The sequence below is a fragment of the Citrobacter sp. Colony219 genome, assembly GCF_019382635.1.
Taxonomy (GTDB): domain Bacteria; phylum Pseudomonadota; class Gammaproteobacteria; order Enterobacterales; family Enterobacteriaceae; genus Citrobacter; species Citrobacter youngae.
In genome coordinates, this window is the sequence record NZ_CP080033.1 from 3,068,698 (window position 1) to 3,084,383 (window position 15,686).

A 15,686-nucleotide genomic window follows, 5' to 3' on the forward strand; every position below is an offset into this window, starting at 1 on the left:
GCGACGCCGCGCATATAACCAAAGCACCACTCTTCAACGATAGTCAGCTCATGCTCTTCAATTTCACGCAGGCCGAACAGCGGTTCAAACTGCTCCGGGAACTCATCCAGACGATCGGCCGTATCCGCCATATGCTGGAACGCCAGATTCATAAAACGCGCCATTTCTTTTTCGGAGGACCAGCGCGGAACATACTGTGCACCGCCCCAGATAGCGACCAGCCACTGCTCCGGCTCGATCTCATACGGTGAACTGAGCACCGCCGTCAGTAAGCCATCCAGCTCTGACACATCCAGAATAGACTTGTCCGTATTGTACTTAGTCAGCACATCATCCAGCCATTCCAGCTCGCTCTCGTTTAGTGGTCCCGTTTTCATAACGCTTTTCCTTAGTAAAAATTCTTGCCTGTGATTATCTTACATGGCTGGTGGGATAGCAGATCCAAATGGGCATGAGCGGCTTACAGGTACCGCCAATTCAGGTTAACAGGAAACGAGGGGAATTCCGGTAGTTAACGCACAAAAGGGAGCATCAGCCGCGGGGCATCATACGCGGAAAACAGAACAAAACCACCCGAAGGTGGTTTATTGTGGCTCAATACGGTTCAACGTTGCGGTATATCCCGTTTTCGCCACCGCGTTAAGTAGCGTATCGGTAGAAAATCCCTCCGGGACGATAGCCTCTGCCTGCCGGGTCTTGAGCGAAGATTTGGCTTTAATCACCCCATCAGTTTCACGTAACGCCTGATTGACCGAAATGACACATAACGAGCAGGTCATATTTTGGATATTCAGCACCACTTTCTGATTGGCAGCCTGAGTCCACAATGGCAACAGCAAACATGCGATTAACGTAATAATCTTCACTCAAACACCTCATAAAACCAGGCCACGATCGTGGGGTAAAACAACACGGGCAGAATCAGCGCCAACGCACACCAGTAAAGAACGCGCGCTTGCTTCAGGGACAGCCATCCGGAACACCATAGCTTTTTAGAAAAGTAGAGTCGCCAGAAAACGCGTAATAATAGCCCTAAGGACAGCAACATCAGAGGAACGCGCAGAAACTCAAACTGAGTGAACACGGCAAAGCTCGCCGCCGAAATACCAAACAGCAGATACAGCAGCGGTCCGACGCAACATAAGCCAGCCGTGACGGCAGCCGCGGCGGCCGTCAGCAGGGTCAATCCCGCCCCTTTAGCGTTGTTCTGTTGCGACATAGTGGTAAGAGAACGCTTTCGGGTCATAGAAATTGATGGGGTCACCGTCTACTTCAGCATAAGGATAACCAAAGTTGTTCATCGCTCCCTGCTCAGTAGCCGGGTACAGTTCAAAGTCACGACCATAGTTGAAGCCAACCCAGTTCATTTCCCAGTTGCCAAACAGATAGGTATTCACTGCCTGGACGTCCGCATCCTGATGCGTTTTTTTCTCCGCCAGACGCATTTTGGTCACATCGGCCGGATCGCATGGTAACCAACCGTAACCCGCCAGGTAGAACTCCGCACGGCAGTGCTGTCCCCCGCTAACATCAGCAACACCTGCACTGTCGGCTTTGCCAAATGCGCTTTTTGAGTAGCGCTCCAGCTTGTTTGCTTTCCCCAGACGAATCCCGAACAATTCACGTGCAGGAATGCCGCTGGCTCGGGCCAGGGCGACAAAAACAGAGCTCATGTCGGTGCATTTGCCCTTGAGCTTTCCGCTTTTCAAAATCTCCGCGACATCCCCGGTTCCGCAGCCGATAACGTCATTATCACGCTCCATATGACTGCTCACCCACTCGTATATCAGGCGAGCTTTTTTCAGCGGATCTTGTTCATTACCGGTAATTTTACGCGCCGTTTCCAGGACCTGCCCATCAATCGGTGTGTGCGTTGTTGGCAGCAGATACGGTTTTGCATCCAGCGGATACGTAATCTGTTCCGGTGCTTGCCAGTTTTTTAGCGCGTCATGTTGCAGTGGTTCCCAATCGGCTGTCTCAATGTCGAGATCAACCTTGATCAGCAGTTCTCCCTGCGAGTCAGGCCAACTGGCAAACAACGTTTTCGCGCCATAAGCATTGTTGGTTGTGACGTACGCCTGTTTATAATTGCCGCTAAAAGCAAGATTCGTCATTTGCTGGAATGCGGTATCGACCGGCAAAGGGATCCACAACTTCACGACACCATTCGACCCCTTTGGTGGGTTGAGCTTATACGTTTGCGATAGCACAAAGCGCCGACGTGCCACAGGCACGATTGCAGGCTCAGCAGCCTGGACCGTGCGGCTAACAATCGAAGGGCCGACTATACCGGCGGCGGAAAGGAGAACGCTATTTTTGAGAAATTGTCGACGTTGCATTGCTGTCTGTCCATGTTATGAGAGTTGAGCGGCGGCTGAATAACAAACCGTAGGCGATCATCACAGCAGACAGACGCTTCCATAAAAAGGCGAGTCGATGGAGGTTATTCATCAATAACAGACCTGTTAACTGTGAATGAAATAAGAAACTACGTGGTCGCCATTAAGCCACTTACCGGCGAGAAAGTACAGTAATGGCGGCATGAAGATCCCTCATTCTCATTAAGGAAAGACCGCCGAAAACCTGTCTATATTTAAACGCAGGCACTTCCACATGTAGTCCTCCGCTTTCATGTTTCATACACTGAGGGGAAGTCAAAATGGCGATGAGAATACTGTCTATTGATGGCGGTGGCATCAGAGGCATCCTGCCAGGTATGCTATTAGTCGCACTGGAGAAAAAGTTACAAGAAAGAGCAAAAAAGCCAACAGCAAGAATCGCTGATTATTTCGATTTAGTTGCAGGCACCAGTACTGGTGCCATCCTCTGTTCTGCCTATGTGTGTCCCGACGCGACAGGAAACCCCAAATTTTCCGCACAGGAAGCCGTCAACTTCTATCTTCAGGACGGCGATGAGATTTTTGACGTCGGCATTTGGAAAAACATCACTTCATTAGGCGGTGTCAGTGATGAAAAATACTCGGCAACGGAACTGGAGCGAGTATTAAAAACAGCCTTCGGTGATACGAAACTGAGTGAATTATTAAAACCAACCTGCTTTGTTGCTTATGATGTCAGCAGTCGTCTTCCTGTGATCTTCAAACAACACTCTGCCGTAGCCAAAAAACGGGATTTTCTGGTCAGAGATGTTTTACGTGGTACCTCCGCAGCACCGACGTACTTCGAAGCAGCGCGTATTTACTCACTTCCCCCATTGCCGCAAAAGTATGTCCTGGTCGATGGTGGTGTCGTGGCGAACGATCCAGCGCTGTGTGCCTATTCCGAGGCGATTAAATTTTCAAACGTCGCTGGCATCAAAGACATGATCATTGTCTCTCTGGGTACCGGTAAAAAGCTGCAGGGTTATTCATATTCAGAGGTTAAAGACTGGGGACCCTTTGGCTGGGCGAAACCCGCTATCGATATCGCGCTCGAAGGCGGTCCGCAGATGACTGCCTACTATTTACAACAAATCGCCTCAACGGTAAAAAACGCAAAATATTACAGGCTTCAACCCGAATTATATGGTGCCGATCCAACGCTGGATAACGCATCGCGAGAGAATTTAGAACAGCTGCATAACGCAGGACTGCAAAATGCAGCGGAATTCGACAAGACGTTAAATGAAATTGCTGCATTGTTAGTTAGCAACGGCGGGATTTTTAACTTTCAGGGATAAAACAGCCCCTGAGAACAGAGAACTAAAACCTATCCTGGCAGACGTCATTGGCGCAAACAGTTTGAGCACTGCCCAGCGGCGAAATGGCAAGCAAAATAGCCCTGATGGGATAGGTTCTGAATCAAAATATATACACATGGGTGCCAAGTTTACGGGCTAATCCCTTCGCTCCCTCGCGCATTACCGTATCGTGGTTCCAGCGAAATACCGGCGCCGCCAGTGGGGCAAGTATATTCATCCAGCGAATCGTGGTTCGTACATTCCAGTCGTACCTGACAATCGTCTCCTTACCGGTATCAATAAAAGACCATACCCCGCGCCCTTCAACCTCGCCGCTGGCAGCACCTTCAAGAAGAGAGTACTGCATAATATTTAATACATTGATATCAAAGGTTAAACGATACGGAAGTACACCCTTCCAGGTGTAACGATGCAACGCTCCGATCCCCTGTATATCGCCTTTCTTGATCTCAACAACACGCTCAAGGCTTCTCCACCATTCTGGCCACTGATCCGGGTGGGAGAAAACATCCCAGACATCCTGCAGTGAAGCCTCAACCCGCCAGACTGTGGAAAACTGATAGTCAGTCATCGCCTTCTCTCCCCTATGGGATGAAAAATCTGCGGCACCTGCCTGTGCTACGAACAGGCATAATCACCTGTGAGCTGTTTTTATTATAGTGCTTAATACACAGCCAGGCCCTCCAGAATCACCGCCTCAGCCGCCAGAAAATGGTTTTACCGCCCGGATTAGAGCGCCATTAAACGCTATACTTTAATAGCCACATTATTTATGAGTATTTATCATGAAACTGCCACGGGTATTTTCATGCGCCGTCCTTGCACTACTGCTGTTGACGTCTTCATCTGTTGCAGCCGGCACATCGCAACGTCAGGCTCAACGAGAGCAAGAATTGAGTGCTGCGTTAGCTGCCGGCAATGGCGTTATCGTGATTGGCGGCGCGGATGATTTTGCGTTTACGCTCAGAGCCCGTAGCCGGATCCACAGACCCTTTGCGATTCAGGATGGCATTAACGATCCCCTCATAATGAGCGGTTTCCAGRACSATAACCCCGCCCGTGATGGGTTCATGAACAACCCGGCCCGGGGAGGGTTTATGCTGAGCACGCCTATTCGCCGATAAGCGAATGGGCTAAATCATGTTGGTGACTGGGCCGTTTTGGCGGTTTTGCTTTATTGGTGGGTATTGTGACGCACGCTATTAGCTGTCAGTAAGTTTCAGGCACAAAAAAACCACCCGTAGGTGGTTTCACGACACTGCTTATTGCTTTGATTATTCTGTTCTTTCCCATGGTACCCGGAGTGGGACTTGAACCCACACAGCGCGAACGCCGAGGGATTTTAAATCCCTTGTGTCTACCGATTCCACCATCCGGGCTCGGGAAGAAATTGGAGGCGCGTTCCGGAGTCGAACCGGACTAGACGGATTTGCAATCCGCTACATAACCGCTTTGCTAACGCGCCGAAATCTTCTGGCTTTACAGCCAAACATCCGCAAATGCCGATGTTTTAAATTTGGAGCGGGAAACGAGACTCGAACTCGCGACCCCGACCTTGGCAAGGTCGTGCTCTACCAACTGAGCTATTCCCGCATCACCAAGTAACTTTGTTAATCACTTGATTTTGTTATCGTCTGGCAATCAGTGCCGCCGTTCGATGCGTTGCATTCTACTTACCTGACGCAATGAGTCAACGATATTTTTCACCACTTACGATCGTTTGCTGAAATTTGCGGCGAAACGATCACTGATCAAGCAAATCTCCCCGTGCAGCGCTCAAATACTGGAACATTGACCATAAAGTCAGAATCGCGGCGACAAAGAAAAGTGCAATCCCGGCATACTCTACCCAGATATTGGGGCGCCACAGCAGCCATGCCAGCGCCGCCATTTGCGATGTCGTTTTGACTTTACCGATCCACGACACCGCCACGCTGCTACGCTTGCCAAGTTCTGCCATCCATTCACGCAGCGCTGAAATGATAATTTCACGCGCGATCATCGTGGCGGCAGGCAATGTCACCCACCAGCTGTGGTAGTGCTCCGTCACCAGCACCATCGCAATAGCCACCAGGACTTTATCTGCCACCGGATCGAGGAACGCCCCGAAACGGGTGCTTTGGTTCCAGCGGCGCGCCAGAAAACCGTCAAACCAGTCGGTAACGGCTGCGATACAGAAAATCAGCGCACAAACGAAGGGAGCCCAGGTGAATGGCAGATAAAACGCCAATACAAAGAATGGGATCAGAATGACGCGAAACAGCGTGAGCAATGTAGGGATATTAAATTGCATATGACGGATAACTATCTGTTGTCAGTGAAATTACCCCTATGTTGCTACAGAGGGCTTAATGTTTCAACGAGTAGAAGATCTTTTCTGCCAGAGCTTGCGAAATACCCGGCACTTTTGCAATTTCTTCGACACTGGCGTTACGAAGCCCTTGCAAACCCCCCATATATTTCAACAACATTTGTCGGCGCTTAGGGCCAACGCCTTCGATGGTTTCCAGCGTGCTGGTGCTTTTTACCTTCGCACGTTTTTTACGGTGTCCGCTGATGGCGTGATCGTGAGACTCATCGCGGATATGCTGAATAACGTGCAACGCAGGGGAGTCCGGCGGCAGGCTAAACCCCTCACCTTCCGGTTCGAAGAACAGGGTTTCCAGGCCAGCTTTGCGATCTGCCCCTTTTGCCACACCCAGTAACAGAGGATGCTGTTTATCCCAGGGCACGTCCAGTTCGGCAAAAACAGCTTTCGCCTGCCCTAGCTGGCCTTTACCACCGTCGATCAAAATAACATCCGGGATCTTACTTTCTTCTATTGCCTTACCGTAACGCCGACGCAGTACCTGGTTCATCGCCGCGTAATCATCACCCGGCGTAATACCCGTAATGTTATAGCGACGATACTCTGCGCGCAGCGGCCCGTTAGCGTCAAAAACCACGCAGGAGGCAACGGTCTGCTCGCCCATCGTGTGGCTAATGTCAAAACATTCCATGCGTTTCACCGCAGGCAGTTTCAGCACGGATGCCAGCGCCGTCAGACGTTGGGTAATAGTGGACTGCTGGGAAAGTTTGGTGGTTAACGCCGTAGCCGCATTGGTACGCGCCAGCTTCAAATATCGGGCGCGATCGCCTCGCGGTTTCGTCTGGACGTTAATCTTCCGCCCGGCCAGTTCAGACAAAGAGTCAGCCAACAGCGTCTTATCGCTAAGATTAAAATCAAGCAGGATCTCCCCGGGCAAGGTACGCACCTGGCTACCCTGTAAATAGAACTGCCCAACGAAGGTTTCAACTACCTCGCCCAGCTCCGTTCCCCCTGGTACTTTAGGAAAATAGCTGCGACTGCCTAACACTTTACCCTGACGAATGAACAAGACGTGTACACAGGCCATTCCGGCATCAAATGCCACGCCGATAACATCCAGATCGTCGCCAGTATTGGAAACAAACTGTTTTTCAGTGACACGGCGAACCGCCTGAATTTGGTCGCGGATGCGTGCGGCCTCTTCAAACTCAAGGTTCTGGCTGGCCTTCTCCATCCGGGTTATCAGTTGCGTTAACACCTGATCGTCTTTGCCGGATAAAAACAGCCGTACATAGTCGACCTGCTGTGCGTACTCTTCTTCACTCACCAGACCGGCGACGCATGGCCCAAGGCAGCGGCCAATCTGATATTGCAAACACGGGCGTGAACGGTTGCGATAAACGCTATTTTCACACTGACGTATTGGGAAAATTTTCTGCAATAGCGCCAGCGTCTCGCGGACGGCATAACCGTTAGGAAACGGTCCAAAGTATTCACCTTTAGCATGCTTGGCGCCGCGATGCGTCGCCAGACGCGGATGGGTATCGCCACTGAGGAAAATAAAGGGATAGGATTTATCATCGCGCAGCAATACGTTATAGCGCGGCTGGTACAGCTTGATGTAATTGTGCTCAAGCAATAATGCTTCAGTTTCGGTGTGCGTCACCGTGACATCAATCTGCTGAATTTGTGCCACCAGCGCTTCGGTTTTACGCGACGCGAGATTGCTGCGGAAATAGCTGGAGAGCCGTTTTTTCAGGTCTTTCGCTTTACCGACATAGATAACCGTCCCGGCGGTATCGTACATACGATAGACGCCAGGCTGGCTGGTCACGGTTTTCAGAAACGCTTTAGCATCGAACTGTTCGGTCACAGGCTTGTTAATGTCTCCGCATTACACAGGCCATGGCGAATTGCCAGGTGAGTCAGCTCCACATCGCCATGAATGTTTAATTTACTGAACATTCGATAGCGGTAGCTGTTCACTGTTTTGGGACTAAGATTCAGTTGTTCTGAGATCTCATTGACCTTCTGGCCTTTGGTGATCATCAGCATAATCTGCAACTCGCGTTCAGACAAACTGGCAAACGGGGTTTCCGTTTTCTCTGGCTCAATCTGGCTAAGCGCCATTTGTTGCGCAATATCGGAAGCAATGTAGCGCTGCCCGGAAAAAACCGAACGAATCGCGCTCACGACTTCCTGAGGGGCGGCCCCCTTGCTGAGATAGCCCGCGGCTCCCGCCTGCATAACTTTTGCCGGCAATGGGTTTTCGGTATGAACAGTCAACATGATCACTTTAATGTCAGCCGAGGAACGCGCAATTTTGCGGGTTGCCTCCAGACCGCCAATACCGGGCATATTCATGTCCATCAGCACAACGTCGACGGCGTTAGTGCGGCACCATTTGACCGCATCTTCGCCGCAGCACGCCTCGCCGACAACTTTAATGCCTTTTATATCTTCCAGAATGCGTCGTATCCCTGCGCGCACCAGTTCGTGGTCATCAACAAGAAAAACGTTGATCAAAGGAATATCTCCAGAATAGGGATAACGCTACCGATAGTTAATCGGTCCTATGTTAACGGGTTTTATCTCAACTTTGAAATCTAAAAAACACCCGACTTTCGATTTTGCTCTCGTTTTTGGAAATTAGATTGTACGAACCGTGGAAACTTTCACGGTTGAAGGCTGTTTGCCCGCGCTTATATCTGCATAGCTGTTTCAGAATAGTGACAAAAAATTCATATTCTTACGCTGAATGCTAAATAGGAAGGTAAGCTTGTAACAATAATTAACGAGTAAAATACTCGGAATAAACAATGAATGGAGAAAATATATGCACTGCAACATCTTGTTTATTTTAATCTCATTGGGTTTTGTTTGTGCAAAAAACAACCTCAGATATTTTTAGCCGAGCTTATGGTATACTCCGCCGCCTTGACGTTTGCCATCGCACTTTTTCATTGAAACATAACGAGGAAAATAAATGAGTACGCCTGATTTTTCCACTGCTGAGAATAATCAAGAACTGGCTAATGAAGTCACCTGCCTGAAGGCCATGTTAACGCTGATGCTGCAGGCTATGGGACAAGCCGATGCAGGACGCGTGATTCTTAAAATGGAAAAACAGATCGCGCTGATTGAGGACGAAACACAGGCCGCGGTATTTACCAGCACTGTTAAACAAATTAAACAGGCCTATCGTCAGTGATAAGAAACCGGCTGACAGCGATGCTCTCAGCCGGTTTTGCGTCTGACACTCAGAACGACATTTTATTCAGATAAGCCCTGTTGCAGCGGCATAACAAGCAATCTGTGTTTTGTTTGGCGCGTTAAACTTCTTCTGCATATTCTTCTGATGAAAGTTAACGGTATTTTCAGAGATCGACAGAATCATTGCTATCTCGGAAGAGGTTTTCCCCTCAGCGGTCCATTTCAGAATCTCTTTTTCGCGCTTGCTAAAACGCATCTCCGGCGCCATGACCATGTCATCTTCCAGCCGCATAAGTACTGACAGACTTTCTCGTACCAGCAGTTGCATCCTGAGTTCGACTTCATCCTGGGCATAGCGGCCATTACGCACACTTGCGCGTGAAACGGACAAAAAGCCTAGCGCCCGATTTGGCAACATTAAGCATTGCGTCATCCCCTTGCGCAGACCGTGATTACGCGCGGCGTCCCACAGCGGTTGTGCGTCACGGAACAAGGCGTCATCCCACGGTAAGTGGCCCTGACTGAAGTTTTCGGGTTTCAGTACCGGATCGATAGCGAAATAATTTTCTGATTGGTAATGTGCGACCCATGCTTTGGGATACGTCGTATGAAGTACCGTTTTAGGTCGGGTAAAGGGTACGGGATGCCGGACACAGAGCGCATAAAAATCGAACTCTAAGTGCTGCGTCTGAAGTTGTAATTCGTTATAGACATCCTCTGCCGCCGCCATTTCCTGAAAGCGTAACAGCATGCTCCGTCGCCAGGTGAAGAAATCATGATCCTGCATACTAAGTGGTAATGCCCCTGAGATTGATAATCATCCAAATGTACGAAACAAGCTAACACATAAATGTATTTTATATATGCAAATTATCGGACAAATAAGAAATTACTTGAGTGTAATGTAACAGCCCACAATGCTGACAGGATGAAGCAATAATAATAAAGCAGTAATTATAAATAGTTATGCAACAAGCACTCACCAAAAAAACTATTTCGATGAGTGCTCTCTGACCTTTTATTGCATCAGGAATTTTTCAAGAAACTGACGGGTTCGCGGTTGCTGCGGATGCGTGAATAATGATTTTGCAGGCCCCTGCTCCACTATCTTGCCCTGATCCATAAATATCGCCCGGTCAGCAACGTCACGCGCAAAACTCATTTCGTGCGTCACAATGACCATGGTGCGCTTTTCCTGCGCCAGTTGACGAATAGTATTAAGCACTTCGCCAACCAGTTCCGGGTCAAGCGCGGAGGTCGGTTCATCAAAAAGAATAACTTCCGGACGCATAGCCAGCGCCCGGGCAATAGCGACACGCTGCTGCTGACCGCCGGATAACCGCCGTGGATAGCTGCTCTCTTTACCCGCAAGCCCAACCTTTGCCAGAAGTTCACGCGCGCGCGCTGTCGCTTCCGCCTTTGGTTCACCCTTCACAATTACCGGACCTTCAATAATGTTTTCCAGTACTGTGCGATGTGGAAATAAATTAAAGTTCTGGAACACAAACCCCACATGCTGGCGCAACTGGCGAATCTGTCCTTTCTGCTGGCTTAAGGAACGTGCGGTATCAATGGTAATATCTCCAACCTTGATGGTGCCCGCCTCCGGTTGTTCCAGCAAATTTATACTGCGCAACAGCGTGGTTTTGCCTGAACCGCTCGGCCCGATAATCGCCACGACTTCACCAGGCTTAACGTCCAGATCAATGCCGTGCAGTACCGTTTGCCCGTGAAATTTTTTCACCAGGTTTCTGACTTCAATAGTACTCATTTCGGATCTCTCTCCTGGCGGTTGAGCTGTTCTTCAAAATAGTTCTGCAGCGCAGAAAGCACCGTCGCCATGACCCAGTAAATCAGCGAGGCCGCCAGATACATGGTAAACACTTCCAGCGTGCGTGAAGTAATCAGCTGCGCCTGGCGGAACAGTTCCGGTACCTGGATGGTCGCGGCCAGAGAGGTATCTTTCACCAGGCTGATAAAGCTGTTGCTCAGCGGTGGAAGCGCAACCCGCGCTGCCTGCGGCAGGATCGCCCTGCGCATCGTCTGCCACGGTGTCATACCGATACTCGCCCCGGCTTCCCACTGACCTTTATCAATGGAGGAGATGGCCGCACGCAGCGTTTCTGCCGCATAGGCCGCGGTATTCAGCGACAGACCGATCATAGCTGCCGGGATCGGGTCCAGCTCAATACCAAACTGCGGCAGACCGTAGTAGATCATAAACAGTTGGGCAATTAACGGCGTACCGCGAAAGATAGAGATATAAAAGCGCGCCAGCCAGCGCACAGGCAACAGTGACGATAAACGCATTAGCGCCAGGATGAACCCCAGCACCAGGCCAAAAAACATCCCGCCGATACTCAGTTGGAGCGTAAATACCGCCCCTTTCAGCAGATACGGCAGCGAATCAATGACCAGTTGGATACTTTCTTGCATTAGTGTTTTTCTACCTGGTTGTCATACATGTGGATGGTAGGCAAACAACGCAGGTGCCCCACCGGTATGAATAAAGAGGATTGGCCCTTCATCTTTAAAGCGTTTCTGGCTGATACCGTCAATCAGGCCTGCCATCGCTTTACCGGTATACACCGGATCCAACAAAATGCCTTCCAGACGCGCCAACAGTTTTACCGCCTCCATGCCTTCTTCATTTGGCGTACCGTAACCCGGCGCAAAGTAATCATCCCACAGTAAAATATCTGCCGCCGCAGTCAGCTCCAGCTCACTGGCAATGGCCTGCTGCAGCGCAACGACTTTTGGTTTTTGGTCAGCAACACTGCGCGAAACGGTGACACCGATAAGCTCAACGTTCGGCATCAATTGTTCCAGTCCTACCGCCAACCCGGCGTGCGTTCCTGCACTGCCCGACGCCACCACGACGGATGAAAGTTCTACGGCCCCTTCACACTGCTGAGCAATTTCCAGCGCGCTTTCGACATAACCCAATGCACCCAACGCGTTAGAACCGCCAACCGGGATCACATACGGGCGGAACCCCTGCGCTTCAACCCGCGTCGCCAGTTCCTGAAGCTGCGCATTCGGGTCGGTCAGCGCATCACACATTTCAATCTGGGTATTGAACAGATCCAGCAGCAGGCGGTTACCGTTACTGAGATAATTTTCCGCAGTCGTGCCTATTGGGTTTTCTAACAGCGCCACACAGTGAAGTCCCAGCTTCGCCGCGACCGCCGCCGTCTGACGCACGTGGTTCGACTGGATAGCCCCTGCGGTGATCAATGTGTCTGCGCCTTCACGCAGCGCGTCCGCCGCCAGAAACTCCAGTTTGCGCAGTTTATTGCCGCCCATCGCCATCGGCGTGACGTCATCGCGTTTAATAAAAATATCGCGGCCGAGATAATCAGAGAAACGCGGGAGATATTCGAGCGGCGTGGGCGCACCAATAAATTCCAGACGGGGAAAGCGCGTTAAGTTATGCAGTGGCATAGAGCCTCCGGTGTTTACTCATCATCTTGTGGGCAACAAGCAGCCCAAAAGCCTGAGAGTAGAAGTTGTTGTGATGTTCTTTTTATTATGCACGTTCAGGCGCAATGGAATAAAAAAAGGCGCTGTTAAAGGCGCCTTTTTTATCCGGATGATGATTATTTCGTCACATCCGCTCCAAACCATTTTTCGGACAGGGCTTTCAGCGTGCCGTCTTTTTGCATATCGGCAATGGCTGCATCCACGGCTTTCAGCAGATCTTCATTGCCTTTACGCAGCGCCACACCAGATTCCTGGCGGGAGAAAGCTTCACCAGTCACGGCCAGTGTGTCTTTGGTTTTCTTCACCAGATCCAACGCTGCCAGACGGTCAACCAGAATGGCATCGATACGGCCTACGCGCAGATCCTGATATTTGGTCGGATCATCATCATAGGTACGAATATCTACGCTCTGCACGTTCTGACGCAGCCACTCTTCATAGTTGGTTCCCAGACCAACGCCGACTTTTTTACCTTTCAGATCGGCAGCAGTCTTAATAACGCCTTCGTTACCTTTCTTCACCAGCGCCTGGATACCAGAAACCGTATACGGGGTAGAGAAATCGTATTTTTTCTTCCGTTCGTCAGAGATGGTTACCTGGTTTATCACCACATCGATACGTTTGGAATCTAACGACGCCAGCATGCCGTCCCATTTGGTCGGCTTGAGCGAGGCTTTCACACCCAGATGTTTAGCCAGCTCCTCGGCAAATTCCACTTCAAAACCGGTCAGTTTGCCATCGTCGCCCTGGAAACTAAACGGAGGATAAGTCCCTTCAAGCCCCACCAGCAGCGTGCCGCGCTCTTTCACTTTATTTAACAGACCTTCGTCCGCAAATGTTTTTGCGCTCATACCCGCGACAAGTGCAACAGCCATTACACCCATCAGCGCCTGACGTCCCAGAAGTGCTAATTTCATAGTTACCCCGAATATTGTCATTAGTGACCATCATTTATGACCGAAGTGTAGAACGTTCGCCGTAATTCACAAACACGACTCTGTTACACCTTATTCGTTTTTAATATATATCAGAACTGGCTGTCCAGGCGGATTTCTGCATATGTCCCATATGTGTATGGGCTTTAAACTGCTCATACTTACGTAGCGCAATGCGGTAATTATTGGTGCTGGTTTCTGGCAGCCACGGGGCGAGGTTTTCGTCGAGGAACCCTTCCTGCAGCAGGTCATGAGAAATTTTTTGTTCGGTCAGATGATTGCCGAGACGACGCAGGCGAACAACATATTCGCGCACCGTGCCGTGGCTCATTTCGGTTTGCTCAAACAAAAATTGTTTAAAGCCGATGATGTCAAAGAAGTCGCTTTGCTCTTTGCAATGCAAATCACCGCAGAAACGGCATAACGCCACCCACTCTTTTTTCTCCTGCGCCCATTCAGCATCATCAAGCAGCGTGTCCAGGCGGGAGATGGCTATCTTATTCACAATCTGCCCGCGACGAACCAGCGTGATCCTGTCAAGCAACTTAAAGCAATGGGCGCAATGCGTCTGGCTGTGTTTGAAATCTTTGAGGTAGCGGCTTAGTGGCCGTCTTTTTGATTGCTGCACCGTCATGAGAACTCCTGGTAGTCAATACGTTATGCGGCATTGTTCAGGGGCAAAGATTACCCCTTATAGCTTACCCAGCTTGGTGCGTAGACGTTTGATAGCCTGGCTGTGCAACTGACTAACCCGTGATTCGCCCACTTCCAGAACAGCACCAATCTCTTTCAGATTCAGCTCTTCCTGATAGTACAGCGTCAATACCAGCTTCTCGCGCTCCGGCAATGCATCAATCGCATCCATCACGCGCTGACGGAGGTTCCCCTCAAGAAGCTGTTGTAACGGGTTTTCTTGCTGATGTTCTTCTGTCACCAGCTCAATACTATCGCCATGCTCTTCCCGCCACTCGTCGTAGGAGAAGAGTTGGCTATTATTGGTATCAAGCAACATCTGACGATACTCTTGTACAGGGATCCCCAGACGCTCCGCCACTTCAGTTTCCGTCGCGTTACGCCCTAATTCCTGCTCCAGTTGCCCCATCGCCTGTGCCACTTCGCGGGCATTGCGCCGAACGCTACGCGGCACCCAGTCCCGGCTGCGTAGTTCATCCAGCATAGCCCCACGAATACGCTGCACTGCGTAAGTGGTAAATGCCGTTCCTTGCAAAGCGTCATATCGGTCAACTGCATTCAATAACCCGATGCCGCCCGCTTGTAGCAGGTCATCCAGTTCCACGCTCGCCGGCAAGCGCACCTGAAGGCGCAATGCTTCGTGACGCACCAACGGTACATAACGCTGCCACAGCGAGTGTTTATCCATTACACCTTCAGCGGTATACAGTGAATTCACGATAAACAGCCCTGCGTTAAATGAGTTATCGGCATGATTATCCGTTTCTGCAGGGGTTTTAATCGGGTGAATAGTGGGTGAAATGGGGGGTTATTTGGGGGTTACGGGTAAAGCGGAATGTAAAAAACCCCGCCGGAGCGGGGTTTGCGCGATAAGTGTAAATTAACGCAGCAGAGACAGGACGTTCTGCGTGGTCTGGTTGGCCTGCGCCAGAACAGAAGTACCCGCCTGTTGCAGAATGTTTGCACGAGACATGTTGGACACTTCGGTCGCGTAGTCAGCATCTTCGATACGGCTACGGGCTTCAGACAGGTTGTTKACGGTGTTACCCAGGTTRGTRATGGTAGAGTTGAAACGGTTCTGTACCGCACCCAGGTCGGARCGCAGGTCAGCAACTTTCGCCAGCGCCGCGTCGATTTTAGCCAGCGGGCTTTCGGTTTTGGTTTTTGCAACTTCGTTCAGCGCGGCACCCGATTTGAAGTTATGATCTTTTACACTGGATGCCAGGTACTCTTTACCACCCACGCTAGCCACTTCGGTTTTACCGTTCACACCACCAAACTGAATCGCTGCCTTCTGGGGAGCGCCTTTGTCATCAGTGTAATCAACCGTTTTAGCCGTGATTTTACCGGTTTT

Annotated in this window: 19 protein-coding genes and 3 tRNA genes; 3 read left to right on the forward strand and 19 right to left on the reverse strand. The window is 50.4% G+C overall.

The annotated features are described in order from the left end of the window. The 4 genes from JTI85_RS21485 to JTI85_RS13800 all read right to left on the reverse strand — a co-directional run. Positions 1 to 377 (reverse strand): UPF0149 family protein (locus tag JTI85_RS21485; protein WP_255574763.1); only part of this gene is annotated, 377 nt, incomplete at its 3' end. 207 nt (positions 378 to 584) lie between these two features. Continuing rightward, entirely contained in the window at positions 585 to 866 is a 282-nt protein-coding gene (locus JTI85_RS13790) for a heavy-metal-associated domain-containing protein (protein WP_219351642.1), read from the reverse strand. Then, on the reverse strand, positions 863 to 1,219 hold the full coding sequence (locus JTI85_RS13795) for a mercuric transporter MerT family protein (RefSeq protein WP_048211333.1): 357 nt from the start codon (positions 1,217 to 1,219) through the stop codon (positions 863 to 865). Before JTI85_RS13795 ends, JTI85_RS13790 begins: the two co-directional genes overlap by 4 nt. Further along, positions 1,197 to 2,339: a transglutaminase-like domain-containing protein gene (locus tag JTI85_RS13800; RefSeq protein ID WP_115601824.1), complete on the reverse strand. Its 1,143-nt coding sequence runs from the start codon at positions 2,337 to 2,339 to the stop codon at positions 1,197 to 1,199. The genes JTI85_RS13795 and JTI85_RS13800 overlap by 23 nt, the downstream gene beginning before the upstream one ends. Positions 2,340 to 2,659: 320 nt before the next feature. Here JTI85_RS13800 and JTI85_RS13805 point away from each other — a divergent pair, with 320 nt between their 5' ends. Then, positions 2,660 to 3,679, forward strand: a complete 1,020-nt coding sequence (locus JTI85_RS13805; RefSeq protein WP_061068098.1) for a patatin-like phospholipase family protein — start codon at positions 2,660 to 2,662, stop codon at positions 3,677 to 3,679. Positions 3,680 to 3,800: 121 nt separating this feature from the next. On the opposite strand, the gene JTI85_RS13810 is transcribed toward JTI85_RS13805, so the two are convergent. From JTI85_RS13810 to uvrY, 7 genes are all read right to left on the reverse strand, one after another. Continuing rightward, positions 3,801 to 4,271, reverse strand: a complete 471-nt coding sequence (locus JTI85_RS13810; RefSeq protein ID WP_048211330.1) for an SRPBCC family protein — start codon at positions 4,269 to 4,271, stop codon at positions 3,801 to 3,803. Between the two features lie 721 nt (positions 4,272 to 4,992). Beyond that, a tRNA-Leu gene (locus JTI85_RS13815) sits at positions 4,993 to 5,079 on the reverse strand. Positions 5,080 to 5,091: 12 nt separating this feature from the next. Further along, positions 5,092 to 5,165 (reverse strand) — tRNA-Cys (locus JTI85_RS13820). Positions 5,166 to 5,217: 52 nt separating this feature from the next. Beyond that, positions 5,218 to 5,293 (reverse strand) — tRNA-Gly (locus JTI85_RS13825). 151 nt (positions 5,294 to 5,444) lie between these two features. Continuing rightward, complete coding sequence (gene pgsA / locus JTI85_RS13830; RefSeq protein ID WP_003030490.1) at positions 5,445 to 5,993, reverse strand: CDP-diacylglycerol--glycerol-3-phosphate 3-phosphatidyltransferase; 549 nt, start codon at positions 5,991 to 5,993, stop codon at positions 5,445 to 5,447. 55 nt (positions 5,994 to 6,048) lie between these two features. Beyond that, the gene (uvrC, locus tag JTI85_RS13835) at positions 6,049 to 7,881 is read right to left on the reverse strand and encodes an excinuclease ABC subunit UvrC (RefSeq protein ID WP_061068101.1); all 1,833 of its coding nucleotides are present in this window, start codon (positions 7,879 to 7,881) and stop codon (positions 6,049 to 6,051) included. Next, positions 7,878 to 8,534, reverse strand: a complete 657-nt coding sequence (gene uvrY, locus JTI85_RS13840) for a UvrY/SirA/GacA family response regulator transcription factor (RefSeq protein ID WP_048211324.1) — start codon at positions 8,532 to 8,534, stop codon at positions 7,878 to 7,880. Before uvrY ends, uvrC begins: the two co-directional genes overlap by 4 nt. A gap of 350 nt (positions 8,535 to 8,884) precedes the next feature. Between uvrY and JTI85_RS13845 the strand changes: the two genes are divergently transcribed. Together JTI85_RS13845 and JTI85_RS13850 are read left to right on the forward strand one after the other, a co-directional pair. Then, complete coding sequence (locus JTI85_RS13845) at positions 8,885 to 8,998, forward strand: hypothetical protein (RefSeq protein WP_101743137.1); 114 nt, start codon at positions 8,885 to 8,887, stop codon at positions 8,996 to 8,998. Next, positions 8,995 to 9,219: a DUF2594 family protein gene (locus JTI85_RS13850; RefSeq protein WP_005127733.1), complete on the forward strand. Its 225-nt coding sequence runs from the start codon at positions 8,995 to 8,997 to the stop codon at positions 9,217 to 9,219. The genes JTI85_RS13845 and JTI85_RS13850 overlap by 4 nt, the downstream gene beginning before the upstream one ends. A gap of 66 nt (positions 9,220 to 9,285) precedes the next feature. Here the strand turns inward: JTI85_RS13850 and sdiA are convergent, their stop codons facing one another. The 8 genes from sdiA to JTI85_RS13890 form a co-directional block, all read right to left on the reverse strand. Beyond that, positions 9,286 to 10,008 (reverse strand): transcriptional regulator SdiA, encoded by a 723-nt coding sequence (gene sdiA / locus JTI85_RS13855; RefSeq protein WP_048211322.1) that lies wholly within the window; start codon positions 10,006 to 10,008, stop codon positions 9,286 to 9,288. A 231-nt stretch (positions 10,009 to 10,239) separates the two neighbouring features. Continuing rightward, positions 10,240 to 10,992, reverse strand: coding sequence for an L-cystine ABC transporter ATP-binding protein TcyN (gene tcyN, locus JTI85_RS13860; protein WP_005127735.1), 753 nt, complete (start codon positions 10,990 to 10,992; stop codon positions 10,240 to 10,242). After that, positions 10,989 to 11,657 (reverse strand): cystine ABC transporter permease, encoded by a 669-nt coding sequence (tcyL, locus tag JTI85_RS13865; protein WP_061068102.1) that lies wholly within the window; start codon positions 11,655 to 11,657, stop codon positions 10,989 to 10,991. The genes tcyN and tcyL overlap by 4 nt, the downstream gene beginning before the upstream one ends. Positions 11,658 to 11,678: 21 nt before the next feature. Next, positions 11,679 to 12,665: a D-cysteine desulfhydrase gene (gene dcyD, locus JTI85_RS13870; RefSeq protein ID WP_061068103.1), complete on the reverse strand. Its 987-nt coding sequence runs from the start codon at positions 12,663 to 12,665 to the stop codon at positions 11,679 to 11,681. Between the two features lie 155 nt (positions 12,666 to 12,820). Next, on the reverse strand, positions 12,821 to 13,621 hold the full coding sequence (tcyJ, locus tag JTI85_RS13875) for a cystine ABC transporter substrate-binding protein (RefSeq protein ID WP_219351644.1): 801 nt from the start codon (positions 13,619 to 13,621) through the stop codon (positions 12,821 to 12,823). 100 nt (positions 13,622 to 13,721) lie between these two features. Continuing rightward, positions 13,722 to 14,273: a flagella biosynthesis regulatory protein FliZ gene (gene fliZ / locus JTI85_RS13880; protein WP_040232441.1), complete on the reverse strand. Its 552-nt coding sequence runs from the start codon at positions 14,271 to 14,273 to the stop codon at positions 13,722 to 13,724. Positions 14,274 to 14,330: 57 nt separating this feature from the next. Next, positions 14,331 to 15,050, reverse strand: a complete 720-nt coding sequence (fliA, locus tag JTI85_RS13885; protein ID WP_005127740.1) for an RNA polymerase sigma factor FliA — start codon at positions 15,048 to 15,050, stop codon at positions 14,331 to 14,333. A 162-nt stretch (positions 15,051 to 15,212) separates the two neighbouring features. Further along, the coding region (locus tag JTI85_RS13890; RefSeq protein ID WP_255574764.1) for a flagellin at positions 15,213 to 15,686 on the reverse strand (474 nt) is incomplete at its 5' end.

Excerpts from the sequence above, each read along its gene's own strand:
- tcyJ (WP_219351644.1), bottom strand. The coding sequence starts at position 13,621 with ATGAAATTAGCACTTCTGGGACGTCAGGCGCTGATGGGTGTAATGGCT.
- fliZ (WP_040232441.1), bottom strand. The coding sequence starts at position 14,273 with ATGACGGTGCAGCAATCAAAAAGACGGCCACTAAGCCGCTACCTCAAA.
- JTI85_RS13805 (WP_061068098.1), top strand. The coding sequence starts at position 2,660 with ATGGCGATGAGAATACTGTCTATTGATGGCGGTGGCATCAGAGGCATC.
- JTI85_RS13810 (WP_048211330.1), bottom strand. The coding sequence starts at position 4,271 with ATGACTGACTATCAGTTTTCCACAGTCTGGCGGGTTGAGGCTTCACTG.
- JTI85_RS13800 (WP_115601824.1), bottom strand. The coding sequence starts at position 2,339 with ATGCAACGTCGACAATTTCTCAAAAATAGCGTTCTCCTTTCCGCCGCC.
- tcyN (WP_005127735.1), bottom strand. The coding sequence starts at position 10,992 with ATGAGTACTATTGAAGTCAGAAACCTGGTGAAAAAATTTCACGGGCAA.
- sdiA (WP_048211322.1), bottom strand. The coding sequence starts at position 10,008 with ATGCAGGATCATGATTTCTTCACCTGGCGACGGAGCATGCTGTTACGC.
- pgsA (WP_003030490.1), bottom strand. The coding sequence starts at position 5,993 with ATGCAATTTAATATCCCTACATTGCTCACGCTGTTTCGCGTCATTCTG.
- dcyD (WP_061068103.1), bottom strand. The coding sequence starts at position 12,665 with ATGCCACTGCATAACTTAACGCGCTTTCCCCGTCTGGAATTTATTGGT.
- JTI85_RS13850 (WP_005127733.1), top strand. The coding sequence starts at position 8,995 with ATGAGTACGCCTGATTTTTCCACTGCTGAGAATAATCAAGAACTGGCT.
- JTI85_RS13795 (WP_048211333.1), bottom strand. The coding sequence starts at position 1,219 with ATGTCGCAACAGAACAACGCTAAAGGGGCGGGATTGACCCTGCTGACG.
- tcyL (WP_061068102.1), bottom strand. The coding sequence starts at position 11,657 with ATGCAAGAAAGTATCCAACTGGTCATTGATTCGCTGCCGTATCTGCTG.